General features: G+C 47.4%; 17 protein-coding genes. 2 read left to right on the top strand and 15 right to left on the bottom strand.

The features are described 5' to 3' along the window. Positions 1 to 94 precede the first annotated feature (94 nt). Entirely contained in the window at positions 95 to 1,174 is a 1,080-nt protein-coding gene (locus EL173_RS01725) for a M24 family metallopeptidase (protein ID WP_014571086.1), read from the top strand. Next, positions 1,161 to 2,357, top strand: coding sequence for a MalY/PatB family protein (locus EL173_RS01720; RefSeq protein WP_019728334.1), 1,197 nt, complete (start codon positions 1,161 to 1,163; stop codon positions 2,355 to 2,357). The genes EL173_RS01725 and EL173_RS01720 overlap by 14 nt, the downstream gene beginning before the upstream one ends. Before the next feature lie 139 nt (positions 2,358 to 2,496). Here EL173_RS01720 and EL173_RS01715 read toward each other — a convergent pair whose 3' ends face one another. The 15 genes from EL173_RS01715 to EL173_RS01640 form a co-directional block, all read right to left on the bottom strand. Further along, the gene (locus tag EL173_RS01715) at positions 2,497 to 3,768 is read right to left on the bottom strand and encodes a DUF2325 domain-containing protein (protein ID WP_005691360.1); all 1,272 of its coding nucleotides are present in this window, start codon (positions 3,766 to 3,768) and stop codon (positions 2,497 to 2,499) included. A gap of 123 nt (positions 3,769 to 3,891) precedes the next feature. Beyond that, positions 3,892 to 5,505 carry a glycosyltransferase family 4 protein gene (locus tag EL173_RS01710; protein ID WP_014571085.1) on the bottom strand — a complete coding sequence of 538 codons (1,614 nt, stop codon included), beginning with the start codon at positions 5,503 to 5,505 and terminating at the stop codon, positions 3,892 to 3,894. A gap of 16 nt (positions 5,506 to 5,521) precedes the next feature. Next, positions 5,522 to 7,048, bottom strand: coding sequence for a glycosyltransferase (locus tag EL173_RS01705; RefSeq protein WP_014571084.1), 1,527 nt, complete (start codon positions 7,046 to 7,048; stop codon positions 5,522 to 5,524). A 268-nt stretch (positions 7,049 to 7,316) separates the two neighbouring features. Further along, positions 7,317 to 7,697, bottom strand: coding sequence for a PTS sugar transporter subunit IIA (locus EL173_RS01700; protein WP_005691354.1), 381 nt, complete (start codon positions 7,695 to 7,697; stop codon positions 7,317 to 7,319). Between the two features lie 141 nt (positions 7,698 to 7,838). Beyond that, the gene (locus EL173_RS01695; RefSeq protein WP_005691352.1) at positions 7,839 to 8,660 is read right to left on the bottom strand and encodes a PTS system mannose/fructose/sorbose family transporter subunit IID; all 822 of its coding nucleotides are present in this window, start codon (positions 8,658 to 8,660) and stop codon (positions 7,839 to 7,841) included. Beyond that, the gene (locus EL173_RS01690; RefSeq protein WP_005687608.1) at positions 8,647 to 9,561 is read right to left on the bottom strand and encodes a PTS mannose/fructose/sorbose/N-acetylgalactosamine transporter subunit IIC; all 915 of its coding nucleotides are present in this window, start codon (positions 9,559 to 9,561) and stop codon (positions 8,647 to 8,649) included. The genes EL173_RS01695 and EL173_RS01690 overlap by 14 nt, the downstream gene beginning before the upstream one ends. Before the next feature lie 12 nt (positions 9,562 to 9,573). Then, positions 9,574 to 10,056 (bottom strand): PTS sugar transporter subunit IIB, encoded by a 483-nt coding sequence (locus tag EL173_RS01685; RefSeq protein WP_005687609.1) that lies wholly within the window; start codon positions 10,054 to 10,056, stop codon positions 9,574 to 9,576. Positions 10,057 to 10,248: 192 nt separating this feature from the next. Further along, positions 10,249 to 12,030: a glycoside hydrolase family 35 protein gene (locus tag EL173_RS01675; RefSeq protein WP_014571082.1), complete on the bottom strand. Its 1,782-nt coding sequence runs from the start codon at positions 12,028 to 12,030 to the stop codon at positions 10,249 to 10,251. 142 nt (positions 12,031 to 12,172) lie between these two features. After that, positions 12,173 to 13,333 (bottom strand): N-acetylglucosamine-6-phosphate deacetylase, encoded by a 1,161-nt coding sequence (gene nagA, locus EL173_RS01670; RefSeq protein ID WP_005687614.1) that lies wholly within the window; start codon positions 13,331 to 13,333, stop codon positions 12,173 to 12,175. 76 nt (positions 13,334 to 13,409) lie between these two features. After that, positions 13,410 to 14,591, bottom strand: a complete 1,182-nt coding sequence (locus EL173_RS01665) for an SIS domain-containing protein (RefSeq protein WP_005687616.1) — start codon at positions 14,589 to 14,591, stop codon at positions 13,410 to 13,412. A 13-nt stretch (positions 14,592 to 14,604) separates the two neighbouring features. Continuing rightward, complete coding sequence (locus EL173_RS01660) at positions 14,605 to 15,321, bottom strand: GntR family transcriptional regulator (RefSeq protein ID WP_014571081.1); 717 nt, start codon at positions 15,319 to 15,321, stop codon at positions 14,605 to 14,607. A gap of 393 nt (positions 15,322 to 15,714) precedes the next feature. Continuing rightward, positions 15,715 to 16,686: a mannose-6-phosphate isomerase, class I gene (gene manA / locus EL173_RS01655; protein ID WP_005687620.1), complete on the bottom strand. Its 972-nt coding sequence runs from the start codon at positions 16,684 to 16,686 to the stop codon at positions 15,715 to 15,717. Positions 16,687 to 16,941: 255 nt separating this feature from the next. After that, positions 16,942 to 18,384, bottom strand: coding sequence for a PTS fructose transporter subunit IIC (locus tag EL173_RS01650; RefSeq protein ID WP_015764226.1), 1,443 nt, complete (start codon positions 18,382 to 18,384; stop codon positions 16,942 to 16,944). 19 nt (positions 18,385 to 18,403) lie between these two features. Further along, positions 18,404 to 18,859 carry a PTS sugar transporter subunit IIA gene (locus EL173_RS01645; RefSeq protein ID WP_005691336.1) on the bottom strand — a complete coding sequence of 152 codons (456 nt, stop codon included), beginning with the start codon at positions 18,857 to 18,859 and terminating at the stop codon, positions 18,404 to 18,406. Beyond that, a complete protein-coding gene (locus tag EL173_RS01640; protein WP_014571079.1) occupies positions 18,852 to 20,786 on the bottom strand; it encodes a BglG family transcription antiterminator in 1,935 nt (644 codons plus the stop codon). Before EL173_RS01640 ends, EL173_RS01645 begins: the two co-directional genes overlap by 8 nt. Positions 20,787 to 20,991 lie beyond the last annotated feature (205 nt).

The following is a 20,991-nucleotide window of genomic DNA, read 5'->3' as shown; positions in this document are numbered from 1 at the left end:
TGTGGTTACTGAAAAAATGCTCACAATGGGATGCCGCACCGTTTGCGTGGGCATCCCTTTTTCGAAAAACAATGCACTTAAAACGGAGGCTCATATGAATCATTTAACCAACTTACAAAAAGCGATCGGCGCGCAACATTTGGACGCGTTGCTGCTGCATGATCGCCAAAGTAAACGCTATGTCGGCGCGTTGCCCGGCAGCGGTGTGTATGTCGTGGTGACCCCAACGCAGGCCGTGCAAATCCACGATGGCCGCTATCGTGCAGAGGCCGCAGATACCCAGGGATTTACAAATATCGAAGTGCCTCAGGGATCTTACTTACCGCAATTGATTGACTTCTTAACTTCCCAGCAAAGTCGGCGCATCGGCTTGGTGAGCAGCGGCTTTTCGATTAAAGAATTTCAGACCTTAGCTGCCCAGAACTGGACGCTCAGTTTGGCGGATGACTTGATCATGGAACAACGCATGCGCAAGGACGAAGCGGAAATTGCGGCAGTTGCGGCGGCCTGTGCGATGACTGACAAAATTTTTACCCAACTCCTCCCGCATATTCGCCCCGGCATCAGCGAACAAACGCTTAATGCGTGGTTACATTTTTATACGCTGCAAGCAGGGGCGACGGGGATGGCGTTTGATCCGATTATTGCGAGTGGCCCGCGGGGTGCGTTTCCGCATGGCCGACCCAGCGAGCGAATACTGCAGGAAAACGAACTCATCACCATTGATTTTGGGATTGTTTTAGCTGATTATCAGTCCGATATGACGCGGACACTCAGCATCGGCAAGCCGCCCGCAGAACTTGCCGCGGTCCATGCGGCGGTTCTGGACGCCCAACAAACTGCAATTGCTGCTTTGAAACCCGGCATGCAAGGTCGTGAAGTCGATGCCATTGCCCGTGGCGTTTTGACCGCTGCTGGGTATGGTGACTGTTTCACGCATGGTTTAGGGCACGGCTTGGGACTAGGCGGCGATCAGCCAATTCTCAATCCCCGCAGTCAAACCGTTTTAGCGCCGGGTATGATTGTAACAATCGAACCGGGCGCCTATCTTCCCGGCATTGGCGGCGTCCGCATTGAAGATGATGTCGTCATCACCGAAACCGGCGCGCGTGTGTTAAACCAAACATCTCGGCAGATGAATCAACTGGAGGTGCTTGAACATGAGCCAGTTTGATCGCCTTTTTGATCGCAAAGCCGGCAATGCGCGGAAGTGGGCGGATCAAGTGCTCGCGGAGAAATTCGGGCTCACGGCCAACGCGATTCCCATGGACTTGGCCGATTTGGACTTCCCGGTTGCCCCGCCGATTCACCAAGCCATCATGACACGCGCGGCCGTACCCGACTACAGTTACACTTACATCCCCGAAGCCTTTTATGAGACAGTCATCGCCTGGAACGCGCGCCGCTTCGGGTTGCAACTGGAAAAAGACTGGATCAAGCTCAGCTATGGCACAGTGCCAACGCTCCACTACTTGGTTCAGGCATTCACCGAACAAAATGAAGCGGTGTTAATCAACACGCCAGCCTATGATCCGTTTGCTGAAGCCGTGCGCAATAACCACCGTCAGCTCGTCACCAGTCCGCTCATGCTTGTGGACAATCGCTACGAATTCGACTTTGCAGACATGGCCGCTAAAATGCAACGCTCGGACGTTAAGTTGTTCATTTTATGTAGCCCGCAAAATCCATCCGGCCGCGTGTGGACAGCTGAAGAACTAGCACGTGTAGGTGAACTTTGCCGCCAGCATCAGGTTTTACTCATTAGTGACGAGATTCACCGGGACATTGTTTATCCCGGCGTTACATTTACCAGCATCTGGCAAGCCTGCCCAGCTATTCAATCCCAAAGTATTCTTTGTTTATCACCCAATAAAGCTTTCAACTTAGGCGGTCTGAAAACGTCCTATGTCGTCATCCCTGACCCAGCGATCCGCGCCCGACTCAACGCTCAATTCGTCGCCAATTCGATTACCTCGCCTAATAGCTTTGCCGTGCCAGCCCTCATCGCTGCTTATACGGATTGTGATGCGTGGCTGGATGAAATGGTGGCTTATGTCGCCGCTAACTTTGCCTACTTGGTCAACCGTTTGCAGGTCATACCGGAAATTCAGGTGATGCCTTCCGATTCCGGTTTTCTAGCCTGGCTGGATACCCAGCGGCTTTTCCCTGATGAAACGGCGATGAAACGTTTCTTTACTGCTGCTGATTTGTCCTGTGTGGTCGGCAGCTATTTTGTGGCTGATGGTGGCGGCTTCGTGCGTCTCAACATCGGCATGCCGCGCCCGTTACTCAAAGAAGCCTTGGATCGCATGGTCGCAACTTATGCAACTTGGCCACGAATTGGACAAGAAGCCTGAATATCCCGTTGTATTTAGAAGTTCACATTTAAAAAACCGGCCCTGAGCAGTCAGCACACACTGCAAAACACTCAGGACCGGTTTTTTTAATATAAAATTTTAGTATTAAGTGACACAATGATTGATTCTAGCTCATTCATTAGACTTCCTGGCGCGCCGCAGATGGCTTACTTTCATTAGGAAAATGTCGTTTGTACCACTGCAGCAAATTACGCTCATTGGTATTTCTCGCCATCCAAATCGGCTTCCCGATCCGCTTCGCCTCATCCTTAGCCGCAAACATTTGACTATGGCCAACAAAATCGGTCGTCACAATCACCACATCAGATTTTTGAACTTTTTTCTTCAACATCGCGCCGGAATCCGAGTGTGATGATAACACGAGTTTGCCACCGCGTTCTTCAACATGGCGCTTGACTTTACGCGGCATGGCGGAGTTTTCAAAACAAACCAGCAGCAAGGTTTTATCGGCAAAGACTTGCTGGACAGCTCGCCGCCTCTTTGCAGGCTTGACCGTCTTGTTCGCTGTTTGTGTTGCTTTCTGCTTACTAGTTGCAGTGTTTTTATCAGCGTCTGTATTCGCCGACTTTGCATAGCGTTGTTTCATTCGGGTCGCAACCGCCGCGGAATCAGTGTAACGCCAAATGATCTTACCATTGATTTCCTGACCGCGCCGATAAGCGTAGTCAATATAATCTCCCGGCTTCAACTTAAACAACATCACATCATAATCGCCTAAAAGCAACTGCTGCCGCGTCTCGTGTTCCGGTGATTGAAACTCAATATACCACCGCTTCACATCTTCACGAAAAACAGCAGGCAAAAACTTCAACCGTACAATTTCGGTTGGCAACGGATCGCGCTTCAACGTTGTAATCTTGTAATTAACACTATCGCTATCCTGATACTCATCGGCACGCACCCAGTCCCCATTTTCCGGTGGGTTCTTCATTTTATGTAACTTACTTTCCGACACTTTAATGGTGCCGACATGTCCGCCGTTCAAATCTAAATGGAAGCGACCAATGTACGACTTATGATTATTTAACCAGTGCTCTGATAATAATGGTGTTTCCGGTTCAGGATTGGATTTTGGCTGCGACGGTTTTGGCTGTTGGGGTTGCTGCGGTTGCGTCTGCTGCTTTGGTTCACTTTTAGTTTCAGGCGCTGTTTGGGTAATCATCGGCGCAACTGCCGCGTTAGATTCAGGTTTTGCAACTGCTGTATTCTCTTGTTGCGGACTCGTTTCAGAAGTAGTGTCGATAAAATCAATGGCAACAACGTCATTTAAAATTTTCAGTAAATCTTGAATGTCTTGCGTTATTTTCTGAATATTCTTAGGGGTCAGTTCAGCTGTTTTCGCTGCTACTTGTTGCTTAAGTAATTCAATAATCTTTAATTTGTCATTCATTCAGGCGCCCGCCTTCATTTAAAGTTGATTTATCTAATTGTACTGTTTTGAGAAAAATTTAAAAAGTGTTTCGTTCTAAAATAACGATCACTTTAGCAGTTCCTTTAAATCTAAAACCGGAGCTTACCCTTTCTTTATCCGTTGATCGCCAATACCAGCGGATATTTCTTTAGTGTAATGGATATCCTTCTTCTTGGCATCATCCAATAACGCTTGCCATGCCTTCCAAACATTCGCTTCCGAATAGCGATCCGACAACTCATAGGCTTGGTCTGACATTTGCTGTAATTCATCCGGATGGGTGAATAGTTCAACAAACTTAGCGGCCATCGCCTTAATATCGCCAAATGGCACAACAAAACCGTTTTTGCCATCAACAACTAATTCATTCGGGCCATAGTTGACATCATAGGTGACCCCAACCATGCCGTTGCTGAGTGCTTCCATCAAAGACAGATTAAAGCCTTCCATCACGGATGTAAGTGCATAAACCTGAGCATTCCGTTGAACGGCTCCGACATCATTGGTGTAATCGTGCAACTTGATCGCACCTTGTAAATGATACTTTTCAATTGCTGCGTTGATCCGCTTCATCGCCCGGTTATCATCCCGGTGGTCGACATAACCATAGACGTCCAAAGAAATGTTAAGGACATCTTTCTTAGCAATCCCAATCGCTGCAACAATGTGATCAATTTGTTTTTCAGGGGCAACCCGCGCCGTAACCAGAACTTTTGCCGGCTGGCGATCGGTCATGGCAACATGCGGTCGAGCCAACTGTTCATCTGGCAAAACGCCAACTGGAATGGTAAACAACTTGCACGTTGGGTGGAATCGCTCGCGCACATCATGAGTTTGCTTATTGGTAGCTGAAACAATCGCATCGTAATCATTAGCATGAATCAAGCTGTACTCATAAAAATTATTCATGACCGAGTGCATCGGATCTTGGGCATCGCCTGCATGTGAGTTGTGTAAATGCATGACAATATAAGCAGGCCGCTGTAAGTGAATGAGTTGCCAATCGCCCAAATGTGACCGATCAAGAATAAAGACATTGGCTTCTTTGTCATTCCAGTATTGCTCATTCACATTATTGTAAAAATGCTGCATCAAATCATCTATATTCGAAAACATATAAACCGCACCGTTGTCTTCAATTAACCGCCATCCGGTCTTAATAAACGCATGATTGGCGTCGTATTTATTAAAAGTCTCAACAACCGGCCGGCCATCAACTTTATACCAAACTTCAGTGCCAACTTTATTGTCCGGTGTATACCACTGCGACAGCGACAAAAAGCCGCGAAAGTCATAGAAGTCAACCCGATACAGATTACCAAAACCATCGAATTGTTCGACTGAGCTGACGCGTTCAGTCGGGTCATTCTCAAAGTAATTGATCCGACCGACAAAAAGTTTGCCTCGGGTCACCAAATAGCGGTGGTTATCTGGCTCTTTGGCGTAACTGAGCTTGTCGAATCCAAAATCAATGTCGTCAGCGTGAAGAATTTTAGCTGGAACCTGTTCGGCATTCTGATAGTAGTCAAACATGTTCAAAGTCTCGTCATCACTGACTCCGTTATGATTTAAGTATTCATGTAAGCGGGGATTCCATTCGCGAAAAATCATCTTGAAAGGCACATGATGATCACGAAAGAGTCCTGCCCGCTTCAATTGAGCGTGTTCAATCCCGGAATTATTTTTATTAAAATTTGAATTAATAAAGAATATCATATGCTAAGCTCTCCCCCTACTTTAAGAATACGTTAGGAACAGCTGCTTGTTGAGCCTGCCACTGTTGCCAAGCTGCCGCAGCGTTAAACTTCTGCGATGATTCATAGGTTGATTCAAGCATATCGACCCACTTATCTTTGTCGGTCAACAACTTAACCAACGCCTTGGCACCTTGTTGGCTTTCACCATTTGGCACTAAGTATCCGCTGATGCCTTCTTTAACCACCAACTTCATGCCATATTTAACCTGATAGCCGATCACCGGTACGCCAAAACTCATCGCCTGCAACACATTCATGCCGAATGCTTCTGAAGAAGAGGTGCTTAATACTGCCGCGGCGTCTCCAAGCTTTTTTGCCAACTGGTCATTGTTTTGGTAGCCATTAAAGTGAACGGCGTCTTCAATTTCCAGTTTTTTAATCAGTTCTTTTAGTGAATTATCAAGCGACTGATCAGATGAGTAACCGTAAAACTCAAGATGTAAGTCTGGTAAGTCTTTCTTCGCTTTTGCAAAAATCTTAACGGCTTCTTGTGGTTCTTTTTCCGGTGAAACTCGACCCAAATAAACAATCTTATTGCGATCACGTTTTTCAGCAGGGACCAGTTTATGCGGTTCAGCATATGAATCCGGCACCACCACGACATGCTTAAAGTGGAAGAACTTATCGATTTCTTGCTTTTGCTCCACAGTTGGGACCATGACGCCATCAAAGTCATTCATGTGCGTGGCAAATAGCGGTTGGAGATAGTCGACATAGTTACGCAATCCACCTGCTTGTTCTGGCTTGTAAGTATGGGCACTGTGAAGAAACTGCCACTTACCACGTGCGCCAACAACTGCGGCAACTTCACTAATTAATGAAGGCCGATCGTTAATTAAGACGCCAGGATGTTTAAGCATGAGTTCATTCATGAAGAAAACAAACATTTCATTTTCGGTATCAAAGCGCCATGCCCGGCCTTGATAGTCAAGCAGCTTGTACATGGTGTTGCGCAATTCGCCATTCACATTCATCCGCGTAATTTCAATCTTGGGCTTACCAGCACGATCGTAAAAAACCTGTGGACCAAACGCACCATCAGGATGAAAATACTGGGTTGACGATTTAAACCCGCGGCGATCCCAAATGTCTTTAGCGACAACCGTATTCATATCATTGTAGTATTCAATCGATCCCACAAGCCCGACTGTACCTGGCGCAATGTTGACTTTACCGATCGTTTTACCATGATAAACAATTTTAGATTCATTTGGATCCACGCCATCAATGTGGTATTGATACTTATCAATAGCTTCAGTATAACGAACATTAACATCTTTAGGCGCGACATCAAGTATCTCCTGAAAATAGTCATACATATTGACAACATCTTTTTGCTCTAACCCAATTCGGTGAACATCATCAATCATCAACGGATTGTAATTACGCGTGACTATCTGCGCCGGCACTTTATTCTTTTTGAACAGCATTACCCGTTGTGCCGCGGAAAATTCCGTACCTGAGTTCATTGAAAATATGTTTTCATTCACAAAATAATTCAATGAGGAACCTCCATTCTCATCTGTCAGTTAGCAGAGACTATTTTTAGTTAAAAAAGTTAACACCTCAACGTTAACATTAGTCTATCAATCAAGCCATTGGTTCCTTTTCGTTATCCTACAAAGCAGCGATGATACAGTGATTATATTTTTGCCAAGTCTTGTCACCTGTAGCCATATTCTACTTGCCTTTTCAATTCACATAATCTTCCCTACCACGCAAAAAAGCCTGCATCCCAACGGACACAGACTTTCCAACTTGTGAACCAAATTAATGCTTCACAATATCATTAATATAAACCACACCGGCCTTGCCGTCTCCCAAAAGATCCGGCTTCATGTCCAGCATCTGGGCGTTGAGGAAACTGATCACCATTGGCAGGTTCATGCCTGCATAGAGATCAAAGTTGCCGCCTTCTGCCAACACCCGCGCTGCCACATTATTAGGTGTGCCGCCTTTCAAATCGGCTAAGACGGTGACATCATCTTCACCTTCGATTGCCGCTTTGAACTTGGCTTGAAAATCTTCCGGGCCTTCATTCGGTAACAAAGCCACCGTGGCAATGTCATCTTGTGGACCCATGATCATTTCGGCACTCTTCTTGAGTTCCTCGCATAATTGACCGTGACTAATCAAAACTAACTTACTCATATTTCCAAAACTCCTTTAACATGCGCTGATCCAACGCTTTGCAATTCATTGTGATGAAACCGCGTAACCATTTGATGCTCACACGCCGAACATGGCTGGATTGGCTCATGCTTCGTGCTAAACATTTCGGCAGGTTATTTATTAGCCTTTTGCAATAACGCCAAGTGCGGACAAGGCGACGGACACAATCAACACAATGAAGATGGCCCGGGTTGACGTCATATGCTTACGGCCAAGCAACCAATAAACGGCACCCACGATCAAAGCCGGAAGTAACTTAGGAATGATCATGTCAGCACTGTTTTGGAAGTTCAGTGGCACACTGCCGATCTTTGGTGCAAACGCAAACTTCACATTAATCATGGTTGCAACCAACGCGCCAACCATGAAGACCCCCATGATCGTTGCGGCATTGGTCAAAGCTGCCAACCGATGCGACATGGTTGTGACCAACGAAACCCCTTCGTTATAGGCAATCCGTAATTGTTTCCACCGGAAGACCATAACGGCAACTTGGGCCGCAATCCAAATGAAGATGCCGACTGGGTTCCCTTTTTCCGCCATGTTCGCAGCAATTGCCCCGAAAATAGCCGGAATCAAAGCAGCAAAGATTGAATCACCAATGGAAGCAAAGGAGCCCATCAGACCGGTTTTCATACCAACAACGGTTTCTTCACCGGCAATGCCTTCTTTTTCTTCAACCGCCAAGTCAATCCCGGTGATAATGGTGTTGAAGAAGTTAGAGGTGTTGAAGAACTGCGTATGAGTCTTCATCATTTTCTTGAGTTCCGGCGTCCCGTCACCATAAATCTTACGCAACTGCGGCAGGATCGTGTACAGATAACCTGAAGCCTGCATCCGTTCGTAGTTCCAACCCAACTGGAAGCCGAACAAGCTACGACGGTTAATCTGCCGAAAATCTTTGTCAGTTAATTTGTAAGCGGGTTTATTAGAGTTCATCATCGGTGATTTCCCCCTCATCATTAGTCTTCTTTGCTGCTTTAGCACCACCATTGGCTTCTGAACCGCCACCGACACTGTCATGCAGTTGTGTTGACTGCTGGTAGCTGATCGCTGCAAACGCAAATCCAATCAATGCAATTGCGAGCATGGACAAGCCGTTGAATGTCGCTGTAAAGTTCTTAGCCACACCAGCGACTGCCGTTCCCAATGTCTGAATATTGCCAAACAAGGTGGTGAACAACATGGTGAAGATAAAGCCTAAGATCAGATAAGCAAAATGCTTCTTAACAGGCAGGTAGTGGAGCAGGATTGCGAACCCGACAGCTGGCAGAACCGCACCGGCTGTTGCCAAGCCATCGCCTAACCATTTCCAATCGGTGTTCAATGCGTGGGCAATATTGGTAACAAAACCGCCACCAAAGGCCAACGCCAACCCAACTGGAATCATCCGTGACAAAGCCCAAGGAAGTGCTCCGGCAAGGAAGTAACGTTCGATGCCTTTGTAATTATACTCGTCAACCATTTTATCAATCCGATGTGCAAAGAAAGTATTCGCAAAACGAGCAAGAATATCAGTTTGAATCATGATACTAGCAACTGGTACCGCAATCGCAGCAACAGCAGCTTCCGGCTTCATACCGGAACTAACAGAGAAAGCAGTTGCTAACAAGGTACCGGAGTTTGCATCGATTTTAGAAGCACCCCCGAAAGTACCAACCCCTAGAACCATCAACTGGGTGGATGCACCGATTAGCAAGCCGGCCTTCATGTCACCCATAACAAGACCAGCAACCAAGCCGGCGAAAACTGGTGAACTCATGGCTGAATAAATTTGCAGTTCATCAAGAATTTGATAACCTGCGTATAATGTTATAATCACTATTTGCCACCATGCAATCATTGTTGACTCCCCCTATCCTTTTTTGAGCAATGACATAAAGTCAGCTGCAGCATCACCCGGAACCATTTGTGCAATCAAGTGAACACCGTGAGCGTCCAGTTTCTTGAACGTTTCAATATCTTCATCGACCACATTGATCGATTTTGTAATGGAGCGGGTTTTATCTGTCTGGGACATGTTGCCAACATTCAATTCCTTAATCGGTACACCTGCCTCGACTAAAGCAAGGAATGTTTCCGGACGTTTTGCGACAATGAACACCTTTTGGGAATCATACTTGTGGTTCAAAATATGGTTTGCGGCAGTTGCGACATCCAGAACCGATAAGCGTACCGTTTCCGGAGTCGCCATCCGCAACCCGCTTTTATCAATGTCGCTCTTGGATGCTGCCTCATCAACAACCATAATTCGGGTCGCACCCAGTTTGGTGGTCCAAAGATTGGCAACCTGACCATGAACCAAGCGACCATCAATCCGTGCAGCAATAATAGCCATGTTCTACTCCTCCTTCTGTGTCTGTGAGCGTGAGCCGGTGCGGTTTGAGACCGGAGTGTAAGCGGCCTTGGGCGTGATGGCCCGCTTTTGGCCATTACGACCGAGGTCCTTACACGCAGGTTTCTGCACCGGCGAACGCGTTATAGTGAGCGTGAGCCGGTGCGGTTTGAAGCTTGCACCGGAAGTTATCCATCATGGTTCCTTAAATATCGGGTGGTCAGCCATCTTCAAGCTTTCGGCGTAGCGGCCTTCGGTTTCAAACACAATGACGTCATTTTTCCCGGCGTGCAGGAGTCCTGCCGGTACATAAAGTGACAACGTGGGGCCTTTCTCCCAAAACCTGCCGACATTTACACCATTAACCAGCATCACTCCTTTACCGAATCCATGACAATCAAGATAGGTATCTTGCGGGGCGGTCAAATCAAACGTGTACTTGTAAAACGCTGGGGTCGCGGGCTGCCAGCCTTCCGTAAAGGTAAGCCGAGAAGCGCGATTCAAGTCCAGCGGGTATTGCTGATAGCCCTTGATGAAGTGCAGATCAACCATGACACCGGTTCGAATCCCTTTGAACTGCGTGATCGCCTCAATCTTGGATCCGTAATTCACCCGACTCATGTTTTCTACCAGTAAATCAAGTTGATGATGTCCCTCAACTTCAGGCAACAAGATATCATCACCAATTGCTTCTTGGTATTGGGTTGCTAGCCATTTTTGATCCAAATAAGCTTGCACCCGATCACGGGCATCGATCACCCGCAACTTGGCCGGTGTTCCTTTGTCAGTGCCACTAATGAGCGGCTGCGTACGATACAAGGTATAGCCGGTATATTGGCCCAGAAATTCTTGCGTCTGCGGATAAGAAGCGGCGATCGGTTTGGCTAACTGATCCAAGACTGCGAACAAGGAAACTTTAGCCGTTAACGGGTGTGAAGCTGGCGCCATCGTGGGTTTGACCAGCGGCTTGGCTTGCTGAACTTCTGGAAGCTCTTCATGGATCATTTTTTGAATGGCAAAGTACTTTGGCGTTGGATTGCCTTGTTCATTTAGCGGGGCATCGTAATCGTAAGACGTTACCTGAGGCAGGTCATGGTCTTTACGCGCAGACGTCCCGTTCATGAAGCCAAAGTTTGTCCCACCATGAAACATGTAGAGATTCACACTGCCGCGCTTAATGACGGCGCGCAGATCTTCCGCGGTTTCATCAGGATCGCGGCGGATAATCGGCTCACCCCAGCGGTTAAACCAGCCATCCCAGAATTCCATGCACATCAATGGCCAGTCGCGACCGTGTTCCTGATGAAAAGCGGCTAACCGATCGAAATTCTTATCGGCAGCCGAGCCGAAGTTGCCCGTTGCCAGAATGCCGGCATCAATCATACTCCCGGCGTTTAAGGTGGCTGGCCACGGCCCATCTGAAGTGAACAGTGGCACATCAACTCCGTGTTGCTGCATCAGTTTCGCAACCGCCGCCAAGTAATCCTGATCCTCACCATAAGAACCGTACTCGTTTTCCACCTGCATCATGATCACATTGCCGCCGTGGGTAACTTGATGATCAACTAAATGCGGCATCAATGCGGTATAGTAACGGTCAATTGCCGCCAAATAAGCTGGATCATCGGTACGCAGACGCATCTTCTTCGTCAACAGCCATGCCGGAAATCCGCCAAACTCCCACTCTGCACAGATATAAGGAGACGGCCGCACAATCGCATACAAGCCGAGATCTTCGGCAGTTTTGAGAAAACGTTCAATATCGAGGATGCCGCTAAAATCAAACTCGCCTTCACGATACTCATGCAAGTTCCACGGCACATAGGTTTCCACCGTGTTAAACCCTAAAGCTTTAAGGTTATACAGGCTGTGATACCAGTCACTCGGATGCACCCGAAAATAATGAATGGCACCAGATAGGATCTTGAACGGCTTCCCATCCAACATAAATTCATGATCGATCGAAAAGGTCGTCACGAACTTCCGCCTCCTTTTCAGAATGAGCGTGAACCGGCGCGTTTATGGCAATCCACAACGATTTATAACACCCGTTCCGCTGCCATAATCCAGTGTCACACATTAACGCCATTTTTGACAAGGTTTTGTGTCAGGAAAGCTGTCATGCCTCTGCTTGATACGCAAGTTTTCCATCGAGATAGGTTGCCTGCAGCTTCAAGTCAGCATCCAAAACCAGATAGTCAGCAGCTCGACCCGGTAAAATGCTCCCACATTGATCGTCAATCTTGCAGGAAGCAGCCGGAGTTTGGGTTGCCATGCGGATAATGGCTTCCGGCGTGGCTGCGTTCCAAGCTAAGAGATTCGTCAAGGCATCTTTCAGTTCCAACACCGAACCGGCCAAACTGTCGCCATCTTTTAACCGCGCCATGCCGTCTTTGACGTAAACCGGGAATTCGCCCAGTACATAATCACCATCAGGCATCATTCCGGCGCGCATGCAATCGGTGATCAAAGCAATGTGCTCTGCGCCTTTCAGCCGAATTAACGTGGTGGCAACTTCGGGCCGCACATGATGACCGTCACAAATCAGCTCGTCATCAACGCCTTGTAGGTACATTGCAGCGCCTACCATCCCGGGTGCCCGATGACTCAGTGGGCTCATCCCGTTAAAGGTATGCGTGAAGACAGTGGCACCCGCTTCAACACAAGCTTTTGCCTGTTCAAAGGTAGCATCACTATGACCCAGCGCCACAACGGTTCCATCTCCGGTCGCATACCGCGTAAACGCAACTGCACCGTCACGTTCTGGCGCAATGGCGATTTTTTTCAATAAGCCATTGGCCGAAGTTTGCCACGCATCGTATTCCTTTTCACTCGGATTTTTGAAATACTTCGGGTTTTGTGCGCCTTTGTGTTTGGTTGTGAAGTATGGGCCTTCAAAATAAATGCCTTGAATCTTAGCGCCGGATTCTTCGCCTGCATGAGCCGCGATGGTTTTGCAGACATCGTTTAGCTGATCGAAGGACCCGGTCAACGTGGTGGGTAGCCAGCTTGTAACGCCTGCCTTGAGCAGATTCTGGCTCATGGTATTGATGCCGTCCCAATCGTTATCCATGACATCGTGTCCCAAAAGGCCATGAATGTGGGTGTCAACCAACCCGGGCGCAATTAGCTTGCCTGGCTGTTCCACAATCTCGCCTTCTGGTTTGGCACTTTCAGGTAAATATTGACCAAACTGGCCATCATCGGTCACTTCTAGATACCCGCCAATTTCAGTCACATGTTTGAGAAAGAATTTTGCGGCGTGAATGTAATAACTCATGAACACTTGCCTCCCAGTTTTAGCAACGCCATCTAACCGACTTACTCGACTAAATGGCGCCATGACAGTTGCAACCTTATTCCTGACCTGAATAGTCGTGTAGGATAACCCCTTTTACCACGCGATTAACGGTGCCGGTCGGTGATGGGGTATCAGGTAAGTTGCCGACCTTGATGGAAGCCAAAAGTGCCACAGTCTGCGCAAACATAACATCAGGCAATGCTTGGTAGCCTTCCGGAAGATCCTTGAGGCCATTTTCAAAGTAGAAACCGTCACCTGAGAAGTTTTGATCCTGCTTGGTTCCGACTGCCATGACAGAAGGGGCAATCTTGTCGTCTTTGACTTCTTCAAGCACGTCGATGTCATATTGGCGGGTATAAGCATTGTTGCTAACCAAGTCGAACAACAGTGTCTTGTCGTTAACGAAGCTCTTTGGTCCGTGACGGAAGCCCATGGAGGTGTCAAACATCGTTGCGTATTGGCCCGCGGTGAGTTCAAGTACCTTCAACCGAGTTTCACGCGTCAACCCGCCGAGACTGCCGGAACCCAGATAGACGATCCGTTCAAAGTCTTGATCCAATACCGCTTGAATTTCAGCTTCACGCGCTACGACTTCTTTCCCCATCGCGGCGATCGCCTGAACCCATTGACGCTTGTCATCATCACTGGCAGTGTCAAAAACAAGCAAAGCACTCAACGTCATGCATGAGAAACTGCCGGTCATGGCAAAGCCTTTATCGTTAGAACCTGCTGGCTGCAACAGCAACAAGGTCTTATCTTCAGTAGCGGACTTCTTTGCCAATTGGCCTTCAGGAGCACAGGTAATGCTGATCTGATGGAGATTATGCACAACTTGTTCCGCGAGCTCAACGGTCTTCAGGCTTTCCGGGGAGTTCCCGCTCCGAGCAAACGAAACCAGAATCGTCGGGGTATCGGCTTCCAAAAAGTCATAAGGTGCAGAAACGATATCGGTGGAAGCAATGGATTCAAATTCAAACTTGCTGCGATCACCATGCGCCCGTAAGTACGGTGTAACGGTATCACCCACATATTGAGAACTGCCGGCACCGGTGAAAATAACCCGGACGGTCTGACCATTTGCAGCAGCGGTTACCTGCTTCAAGAAAGCCGTAATCTTTTCCTTGTCACGCGTATAATTAGCAAACGCTTCTTGCCACAGTTCCGGCTGCTGCTTGATCTCAGCCGTGGTAATCTGAGCACCCATTTTCGTTAATTCTTCTGTCGTTTTTTCGAACAAAATAATATCCTCCCTAGTGATTCACATGATGAACGTGATAAACAAATTGATCCGCGCGCGCCACACTCAACGTATATTCAACGATTTCCCCAGTATCGGCAAAAGTCGTTCGCCGAATGTTTAAGCATGCCGATGCCGGCGCAACTCGCAGCTGTTTGGCATCTTCCGGCGAGACCAGCCCGGCGAAAAATGCTTCATCAACTGACGCAATGTGAATGCCATAATGTTGTTCCAGCCAATCGTATAGTGGATTTTTGGCTAAATCAGATGCTTGCAGATCCGGCACCGTCAACGCCGGTAAGTAACTACGCTCAATCATCATCGGCAACTGATCCGCAATTCGCAGCCGGTCAAGAACATAAACCGGTGTCTCTGGATCAACCCGCATCCGTTTGGCAATGTCAGGCGGTACCGCGATTTTTTCCAGTCGTTGAATCTTCGTTACTGGCTGACGATTCATGGCTAGCATTTGTTTGGTAAAACTGTACGATCCGCTTACATCCGTTCGTTCGTCAAACCGTTCAGCGACAAACGTGCCTTTGCCGGTACTGCGATAAATGAACCCGCGCAGAAATAATTCATTCAACGCGGACCGAACCGTATTGCGGCTGACATGATACAGTTCACTCAGATCCCGCTCGGACGGCAACTTGTCATTAGGCTGAAGTTTTTCTTTGATAAAGGCCTCCAACTGATCTACCAGTTGTTTGGTCAACGGAACCTTTTCCATCTCCTCACCTCCAAGTGGTACCAACCACATGTAGTGTATGCGTTTGCAGTTATGCTTGTCAACGGAAACGACTTAATTCTAATTTGGCGGCTTCGCACTGCGGTTTTGCCCTAGTCCATACCAGTCACGCTAGATGCTTTTCAATCCGCCGCATATGAGTCAAGTAGCCTTGCTAAACCACCTTAGACCAACGTTTTAATATAAAATAATCAATAAGAAAGCGCTCTCATGATTTATTAATTTTTTTACCGTCTTCCTAAAGACTGTCTGTATGATCTAAAAATTACTTTTCAGTGAAAATGCAATGTCTGAACAGTCAAAAACAGCCTCAGAGATTTTTCGTCTCCAAGGCTGTTTGAATGGTTAACCTGTCTGAAACCAGAAACTCAACTGTTACGCATCGGCACCTGGCGTTGAGGTGACGATGGCAAGTTTACCGGTAAACTGCCAGGTTTTAATTTGATTGGGAATCAAGAAACTATCGCCGGTTTTAATTGGATAATCTTTGCCATCTGCCGTAAAGGTACCGGTGCCGTCAAGTACCGTCACGTTGGTATAAGGTGCCTGCTGGGTAAATGACATAGTGCCGTCAACATCGAGCCGATAGACGGCAAAATGCGGTGATAATGGTGGTTTCACAAATGTAGTGATTTGGCCACCTGTGACATTTTCTTTGGTAATGTGCAACTTAGGATCATGGAATGGCACGGTGGTCACATCAAGACTTTGTTTAATATGCAACTCACGCTTGTGTCCTTGATCATCCGTTCGATCATAGTCGTACAACCGATAAGTCGTGTCAGAACTCTGCTGCGTTTCCAATGCGACAATGCCCTTGTTAAGTGCGTGAATCGTCCCGCTTGGCACATAAACAAAGTCGCCGGTTTTGACCGGATATTTGCGTAACAGATGCTCCCAATCGCCAGCTTCGATCATTTCCTTGAGCTGTTCATGTGTTTTGGCGTGGTGGCCATAAATTAAGTAGGCGCCCGGATCCGCTTTCAAAATATACCAGCATTCAGTTTTACCAAGTTCGCCCTTGGCTTCGTGCGCGGCTGCATATGCATCGTCTGGGTGTACCTGAACACTCAAACTGGCTTCAGCATCGAGGATTTTCACCAGTAGCGGAAATTCCTGGCTATGTTGCGGGCCAAAGTAAGCCGGATCTTCATGCCAGGCTTGACGCAAGGTTTTGCCTTTGAGTGGGCCATTTTCGATGGTTGCCGGTCCATGCGGATGTCCGGAAATAATCCACGCTTCACCGATTTTGCCGTCCGGAATATCAAACCCGTATTCAGTCTTAAGTTTACGGCCACCCCAGATCTTGGGATTAAAATATGGCTTCAAAAACAATGGTTCTGTCAAAAGCTCCACTCCTCTTCAATCGCGTTTTCCAGTCATCATGACTATCTGTAAGCACTTTTTCCGGTTTCGCCTTTCATTATACACGATCACCCTAGGCCAATCATTCGTTCTCTTAACTAAATGTAACAACAGTTAAAAATAGTAAAAGATGTCCACTGAGATCGCGCGCTGTTGCGATTCAACGCCATAATGAACGAAGGCGTTGGGAAAATCGACAGCCCGTTACGCAAAAGATGCGCAGCGGGCTGTTTTTTATTATTTAGCAGCTGCCAACTTCTTTTGGTGCGCAACCGCATGCTGTTTGAGCAAAACGATGATCGCAGTTGAAACCAAAACACCAATTAAAATTGCCAGGAAGAATAAACCGAGGTTATTGGTGGCACCTAAGACACCGACAATCGGACCGCCATGTGGCACCGCATCGGTAATATGGAAGATCATCCCAACGGCACTTGCAACGCCAGACCCGATAATAATCCCAGGGAAGACCTGCTTAGGATGTGCCGTAGCAAGTGGAATCGCGCCTTCGGTAATCCCGATCAGCCCCATCAAAATAGCTGAAACACCGGCTGTTTTTTCTTCGTTAGTCGTTAATTCTGACTTGAATAAGGTCGCAATGCCAGCTGACAATGGCGGTACAGCAATCGCACAGGCAACTGCTCCCATAATTTCAGGCGTACCAGCTGTAATGGAAGCCACACCGAAAAGAAACGCTACCTTATTGACCGGACCACCCATATCAACTGAGACCATGGCACCTAAGACAAGGCCCAAAACAATACTCGTCGACGGGCTCTTAGATAAGAATGTCAACAGGTTCTGCAAGGCCGTCATTAACCAGGAAATCGGACTGCCAAGCAGATAAACAAAGGCTGCACAGATAACCGCAGTCCCTAATAGCGGGATAACAAAAATCGGCATAACCGCGCGCAAACTCTTAGGAATCGGCCATGAATTCATCCATTTAGTTAAATAACCTGCTGCATAACCAACTAGGATCGCACCAAGAAAACCGGTTCCGGCTTTGGTACCTAAAATAGCAGGCGTGTTGGCAACCATTGCACCAACCATCGCCGGTGCTAAAGCTGCACGTCCGGCAATCGCATACGCAATAAACCCTGCCAGAATCGGGATCATCAAGCTAAAACCAATCGTCCCGATTTGGTTCATCGTTGACCAGATCGTGTTGGGCGCAACCACCATCCCTTTAGCAGTAGCGTGGCCGCCTAAGGCAATTGACAAAGCAATAAACAGACCGCCGATGACAACAAACGGAATCATATGTGAAACACCATTCAACAACTGTTTGATAACCGGACTTTGTTCATGTCCTGAATCATCAACGTCACTTGTTTCTTGCTCGTCACCATGCTGCTTTTCACCGGTATAAACTTCAGCATGTTTCCCTGCGTCAATCAACTTTTGCGGGTCTTTAATTGCCTCTGCCGTCGTAGAAAAGACCACGCGTTTGCCGACAAAACGTTCCATGCCGTCAATGGCAACATCAATAGCCAAAACCACAAAATCAGCCGTTTTAATATCATCAGCAGTTAAAGTGTCTTCCGTGCCAGATGCTCCCTGCGTCTCAACCTTGACTTTGTACCCATCGCTTTGCCCAGTCTTTTGTAATTTTTCGGCTGCCATATAAGTATGGGCAATACCGACTGGACATTTTGTAACACCAACAAAACTTGGCATTTAAAATTCCCCTTTCTGTTTAAAGAACCTCATTCAACACTTTGGTCATTTGGTCCTTATCGTGTTGTGCTGCTTTTAGCGCTTTTATAAAATCATCGTCCATCAGTTTGCGCGCCAATTTAGAAAGCATTTTTAAGTGGACTTTATCTGCCCCATTTTGATTTGGCATCACAAGAACAATGGCAATGGAAACTGGCTGGCCATCCAGTGAACCCCAATCGACGGGCTGTTTAAATGTCACGACACCAACAAAAGGATCGGTTAATCCATTGACCTTGGCATGCGGAATCGCAACGCCATTACCAAATCCGGTCGTGCTTTCATCCTCACGTGCAATAAGATTCGTCCGCAGTTCATCAGCAGAAATAGGATGTTGTGCGCTTAGAATCGTTGCAATCGTACCCAAGGCAGCATGTTTATCGGATGGCACTGCCACATCCGTGTGAACATCCGTTGGTACATTAACTTCATTCATCTTCAATTAACTCCTTATGGATATATTCAGCCAAAGCCTTTACCGCTTCGGTCGTTGATTGACTTTGTGCTAACACTTCACAAAAACGTTGATCATCTATTAAGCGATTAATCACCTGATAAATCCCTCTTTGATCACCTGGAACTGTTGCGGTCACTGCCAAAAAGAAAATCACTTTAACCTTTTGGCCTGCCCAATCCAAACCATCCGGAGCTAAGCCAAGGGCGATGGCAGGGCGCCTGACCATTTCGGGGGAGATATGCGGCATCGCAACTAGGCCCATGGCGGTCGTCGCCAACTTTTCACGATCTTCGGCAAGTTTAAGCGGTAAGGATGCGTCCTCAAAGACACCGGCTTGGGTTAACCGCTGGATCAGTGTACTTAGAGCCGTTTCCCGATCCGTACTCGGTAAGTTGGGGACAATCAAAGCCGGCTCAAGCAAACCGAGAAAGGCATCACCTTCTGTTCCGAAACGAAAGCGATCAGCTTGTTGGGAGACTTTTTCAACATCGTGCTGCAACAGCAATGGGTTAACCGTGACGACCGGCTGCCGCATTCCCTGAATTGGCACCGTGCTAATAATGAGTGATTCAGGGATCGCATGACGCATCAGTTCAGCCAAGCCGATGGTGCGGGTAATCACTAACTTCTCGCGAAATCGTTCTTCAAGCCGTTGCGCTAATAAACGACTGGTTCCGACACCGCTAGAGCAGACAACGACCGTCGAAATGCGATCAGCGACTTGTTGCCGTTCAAAAAAGGACTCAAAATGTAACGCCAAAAAGCCTGATTCATCGTCATTGAGCTGGACATGATAATGTTTAGCGACCGTCATGCTTAATTGAGCAGCGGCATCAAATGCCATCGGGAAGTTCCGCTTTATTTCTTCCGTATAGGGATTGGGAATGGACATACCATGGGCGACTCGCACCAGTGCCCCGCTAAGATGGACGCTTAAGTCTTCCAGCAAGCGTTTATCCGGTGATATTTGGGTGAGCCAGCTTGCGATTTGTCTTCTAAGTTCCGGCGTTGTCTGATCTTCAATGCTGGCAGCAGGTGCCCCGCTCACTTGTCGATCCACAAGCGCCGCGATATGGGCATTGATCTGTTGGGCATTGGCTGCGTCTAGCGTCTGGTGAACGTACTTACTGACTAAGGCCAGCAATTGCTTCGTTTCCGGAAGCATCGGCGTTAAATGAATCGCGGTCGGCTGTTCCTTTTTAGGCCGTTCACAGGCGATAATGAGATGAATGGCTAAGGACTGCAGCGCATAATCGGAAAAGATAAGGCTTGATTGCTTTAAAAACTCAGTAAGGCTTTGCATAACCGCTTTGGTCGTTGCCGGGTTCACTAAATGATTCAGATAATGCGGCAACTGAATTTGCTGAACGACTTCTCCGTCTTTTTGTTTCGCGATATAAAGACTTTCACCCCAATATTGCCGTAACAATTTAGCTAACATATGCCGCCGGTTGGCTTCAGACGCCGTCACCTGAATGCCGCGACGACTTGTGTGAACCGTCACCTGATTCTGCGCAAATATTTGTTTCACCACCTTAAAATCGTTATCAATCGTCCGGCGGCTTACAAATAAATCATCCGCTAATTTGCTAAGTGTACATGGTCGCGTCGTCAGCAATAATTTAATCATCAGATAATGCACTCTTGCACTTTGAGAGGCAAAGCCCTCCTGCCCGTGAACGCTCCGCAATAAGTGGGCTTTTTGATCGGCCGGTCCGTCTAAACGTATGCCGACATTACGCTTGCGCACCAGTTTGACATTATACGGTCGTAATTCCCCGTCTAACCGATTCAGGTAATTGCCAATTGTCCGCTCGGAAAGTCCGGTTGCAGCGGCAATTTGATCGTAATGAACGGTGCCATGCTGTAACAGGAATTCTAAAATAAGCAGCTTTTTATCTTTCAAATTGCCGTTCCCCCTCTCCACTTATACGAGTCTAGACCACTATTCAGCTTCTGCAAACGTTTCCTTTTGCATTTATAAAAGCGCAACTTTTGCGCCATTGTTTAATTTATATGTCCTTGATAGTTTTTGCCTGTCTTGCTTGCTTATAGTGTTTCATTCACTGCATGCGTTTTTGGCACGCGAAAAACCCGTCACACCTTTTGAA

The sequence above is a fragment of the Lacticaseibacillus rhamnosus genome (genome assembly GCF_900636965.1).
Classification (GTDB): Bacteria; Bacillota; Bacilli; order Lactobacillales; family Lactobacillaceae; genus Lacticaseibacillus; species Lacticaseibacillus rhamnosus.
The sequence above is the reverse complement of the archived record's forward strand: the minus strand, read 5'-3'. Positions and strand labels throughout refer to the sequence as shown.

Coding starts and splice junctions, on each gene's coding strand:
- EL173_RS01695 (WP_005691352.1), bottom strand. CDS start 8,660: ATGATGAACTCTAATAAACCCGCTTACAAATTAACTGACAAAGATTTT.
- EL173_RS01685 (WP_005687609.1), bottom strand. CDS start 10,056: ATGGCTATTATTGCTGCACGGATTGATGGTCGCTTGGTTCATGGTCAG.
- EL173_RS01710 (WP_014571085.1), bottom strand. CDS start 5,505: ATGATATTCTTTATTAATTCAAATTTTAATAAAAATAATTCCGGGATT.
- EL173_RS01690 (WP_005687608.1), bottom strand. CDS start 9,561: ATGATTGCATGGTGGCAAATAGTGATTATAACATTATACGCAGGTTAT.
- nagA (WP_005687614.1), bottom strand. CDS start 13,333: ATGAGTTATTACATTCACGCCGCAAAATTCTTTCTCAAACATGTGACT.
- EL173_RS01650 (WP_015764226.1), bottom strand. CDS start 18,384: ATGCCAAGTTTTGTTGGTGTTACAAAATGTCCAGTCGGTATTGCCCAT.
- EL173_RS01700 (WP_005691354.1), bottom strand. CDS start 7,697: ATGAGTAAGTTAGTTTTGATTAGTCACGGTCAATTATGCGAGGAACTC.
- EL173_RS01720 (WP_019728334.1), top strand. CDS start 1,161: ATGAGCCAGTTTGATCGCCTTTTTGATCGCAAAGCCGGCAATGCGCGG.
- EL173_RS01660 (WP_014571081.1), bottom strand. CDS start 15,321: ATGGAAAAGGTTCCGTTGACCAAACAACTGGTAGATCAGTTGGAGGCC.
- EL173_RS01715 (WP_005691360.1), bottom strand. CDS start 3,768: ATGAATGACAAATTAAAGATTATTGAATTACTTAAGCAACAAGTAGCA.
- EL173_RS01725 (WP_014571086.1), top strand. CDS start 95: ATGAATCATTTAACCAACTTACAAAAAGCGATCGGCGCGCAACATTTG.
- EL173_RS01645 (WP_005691336.1), bottom strand. CDS start 18,859: ATGAATGAAGTTAATGTACCAACGGATGTTCACACGGATGTGGCAGTG.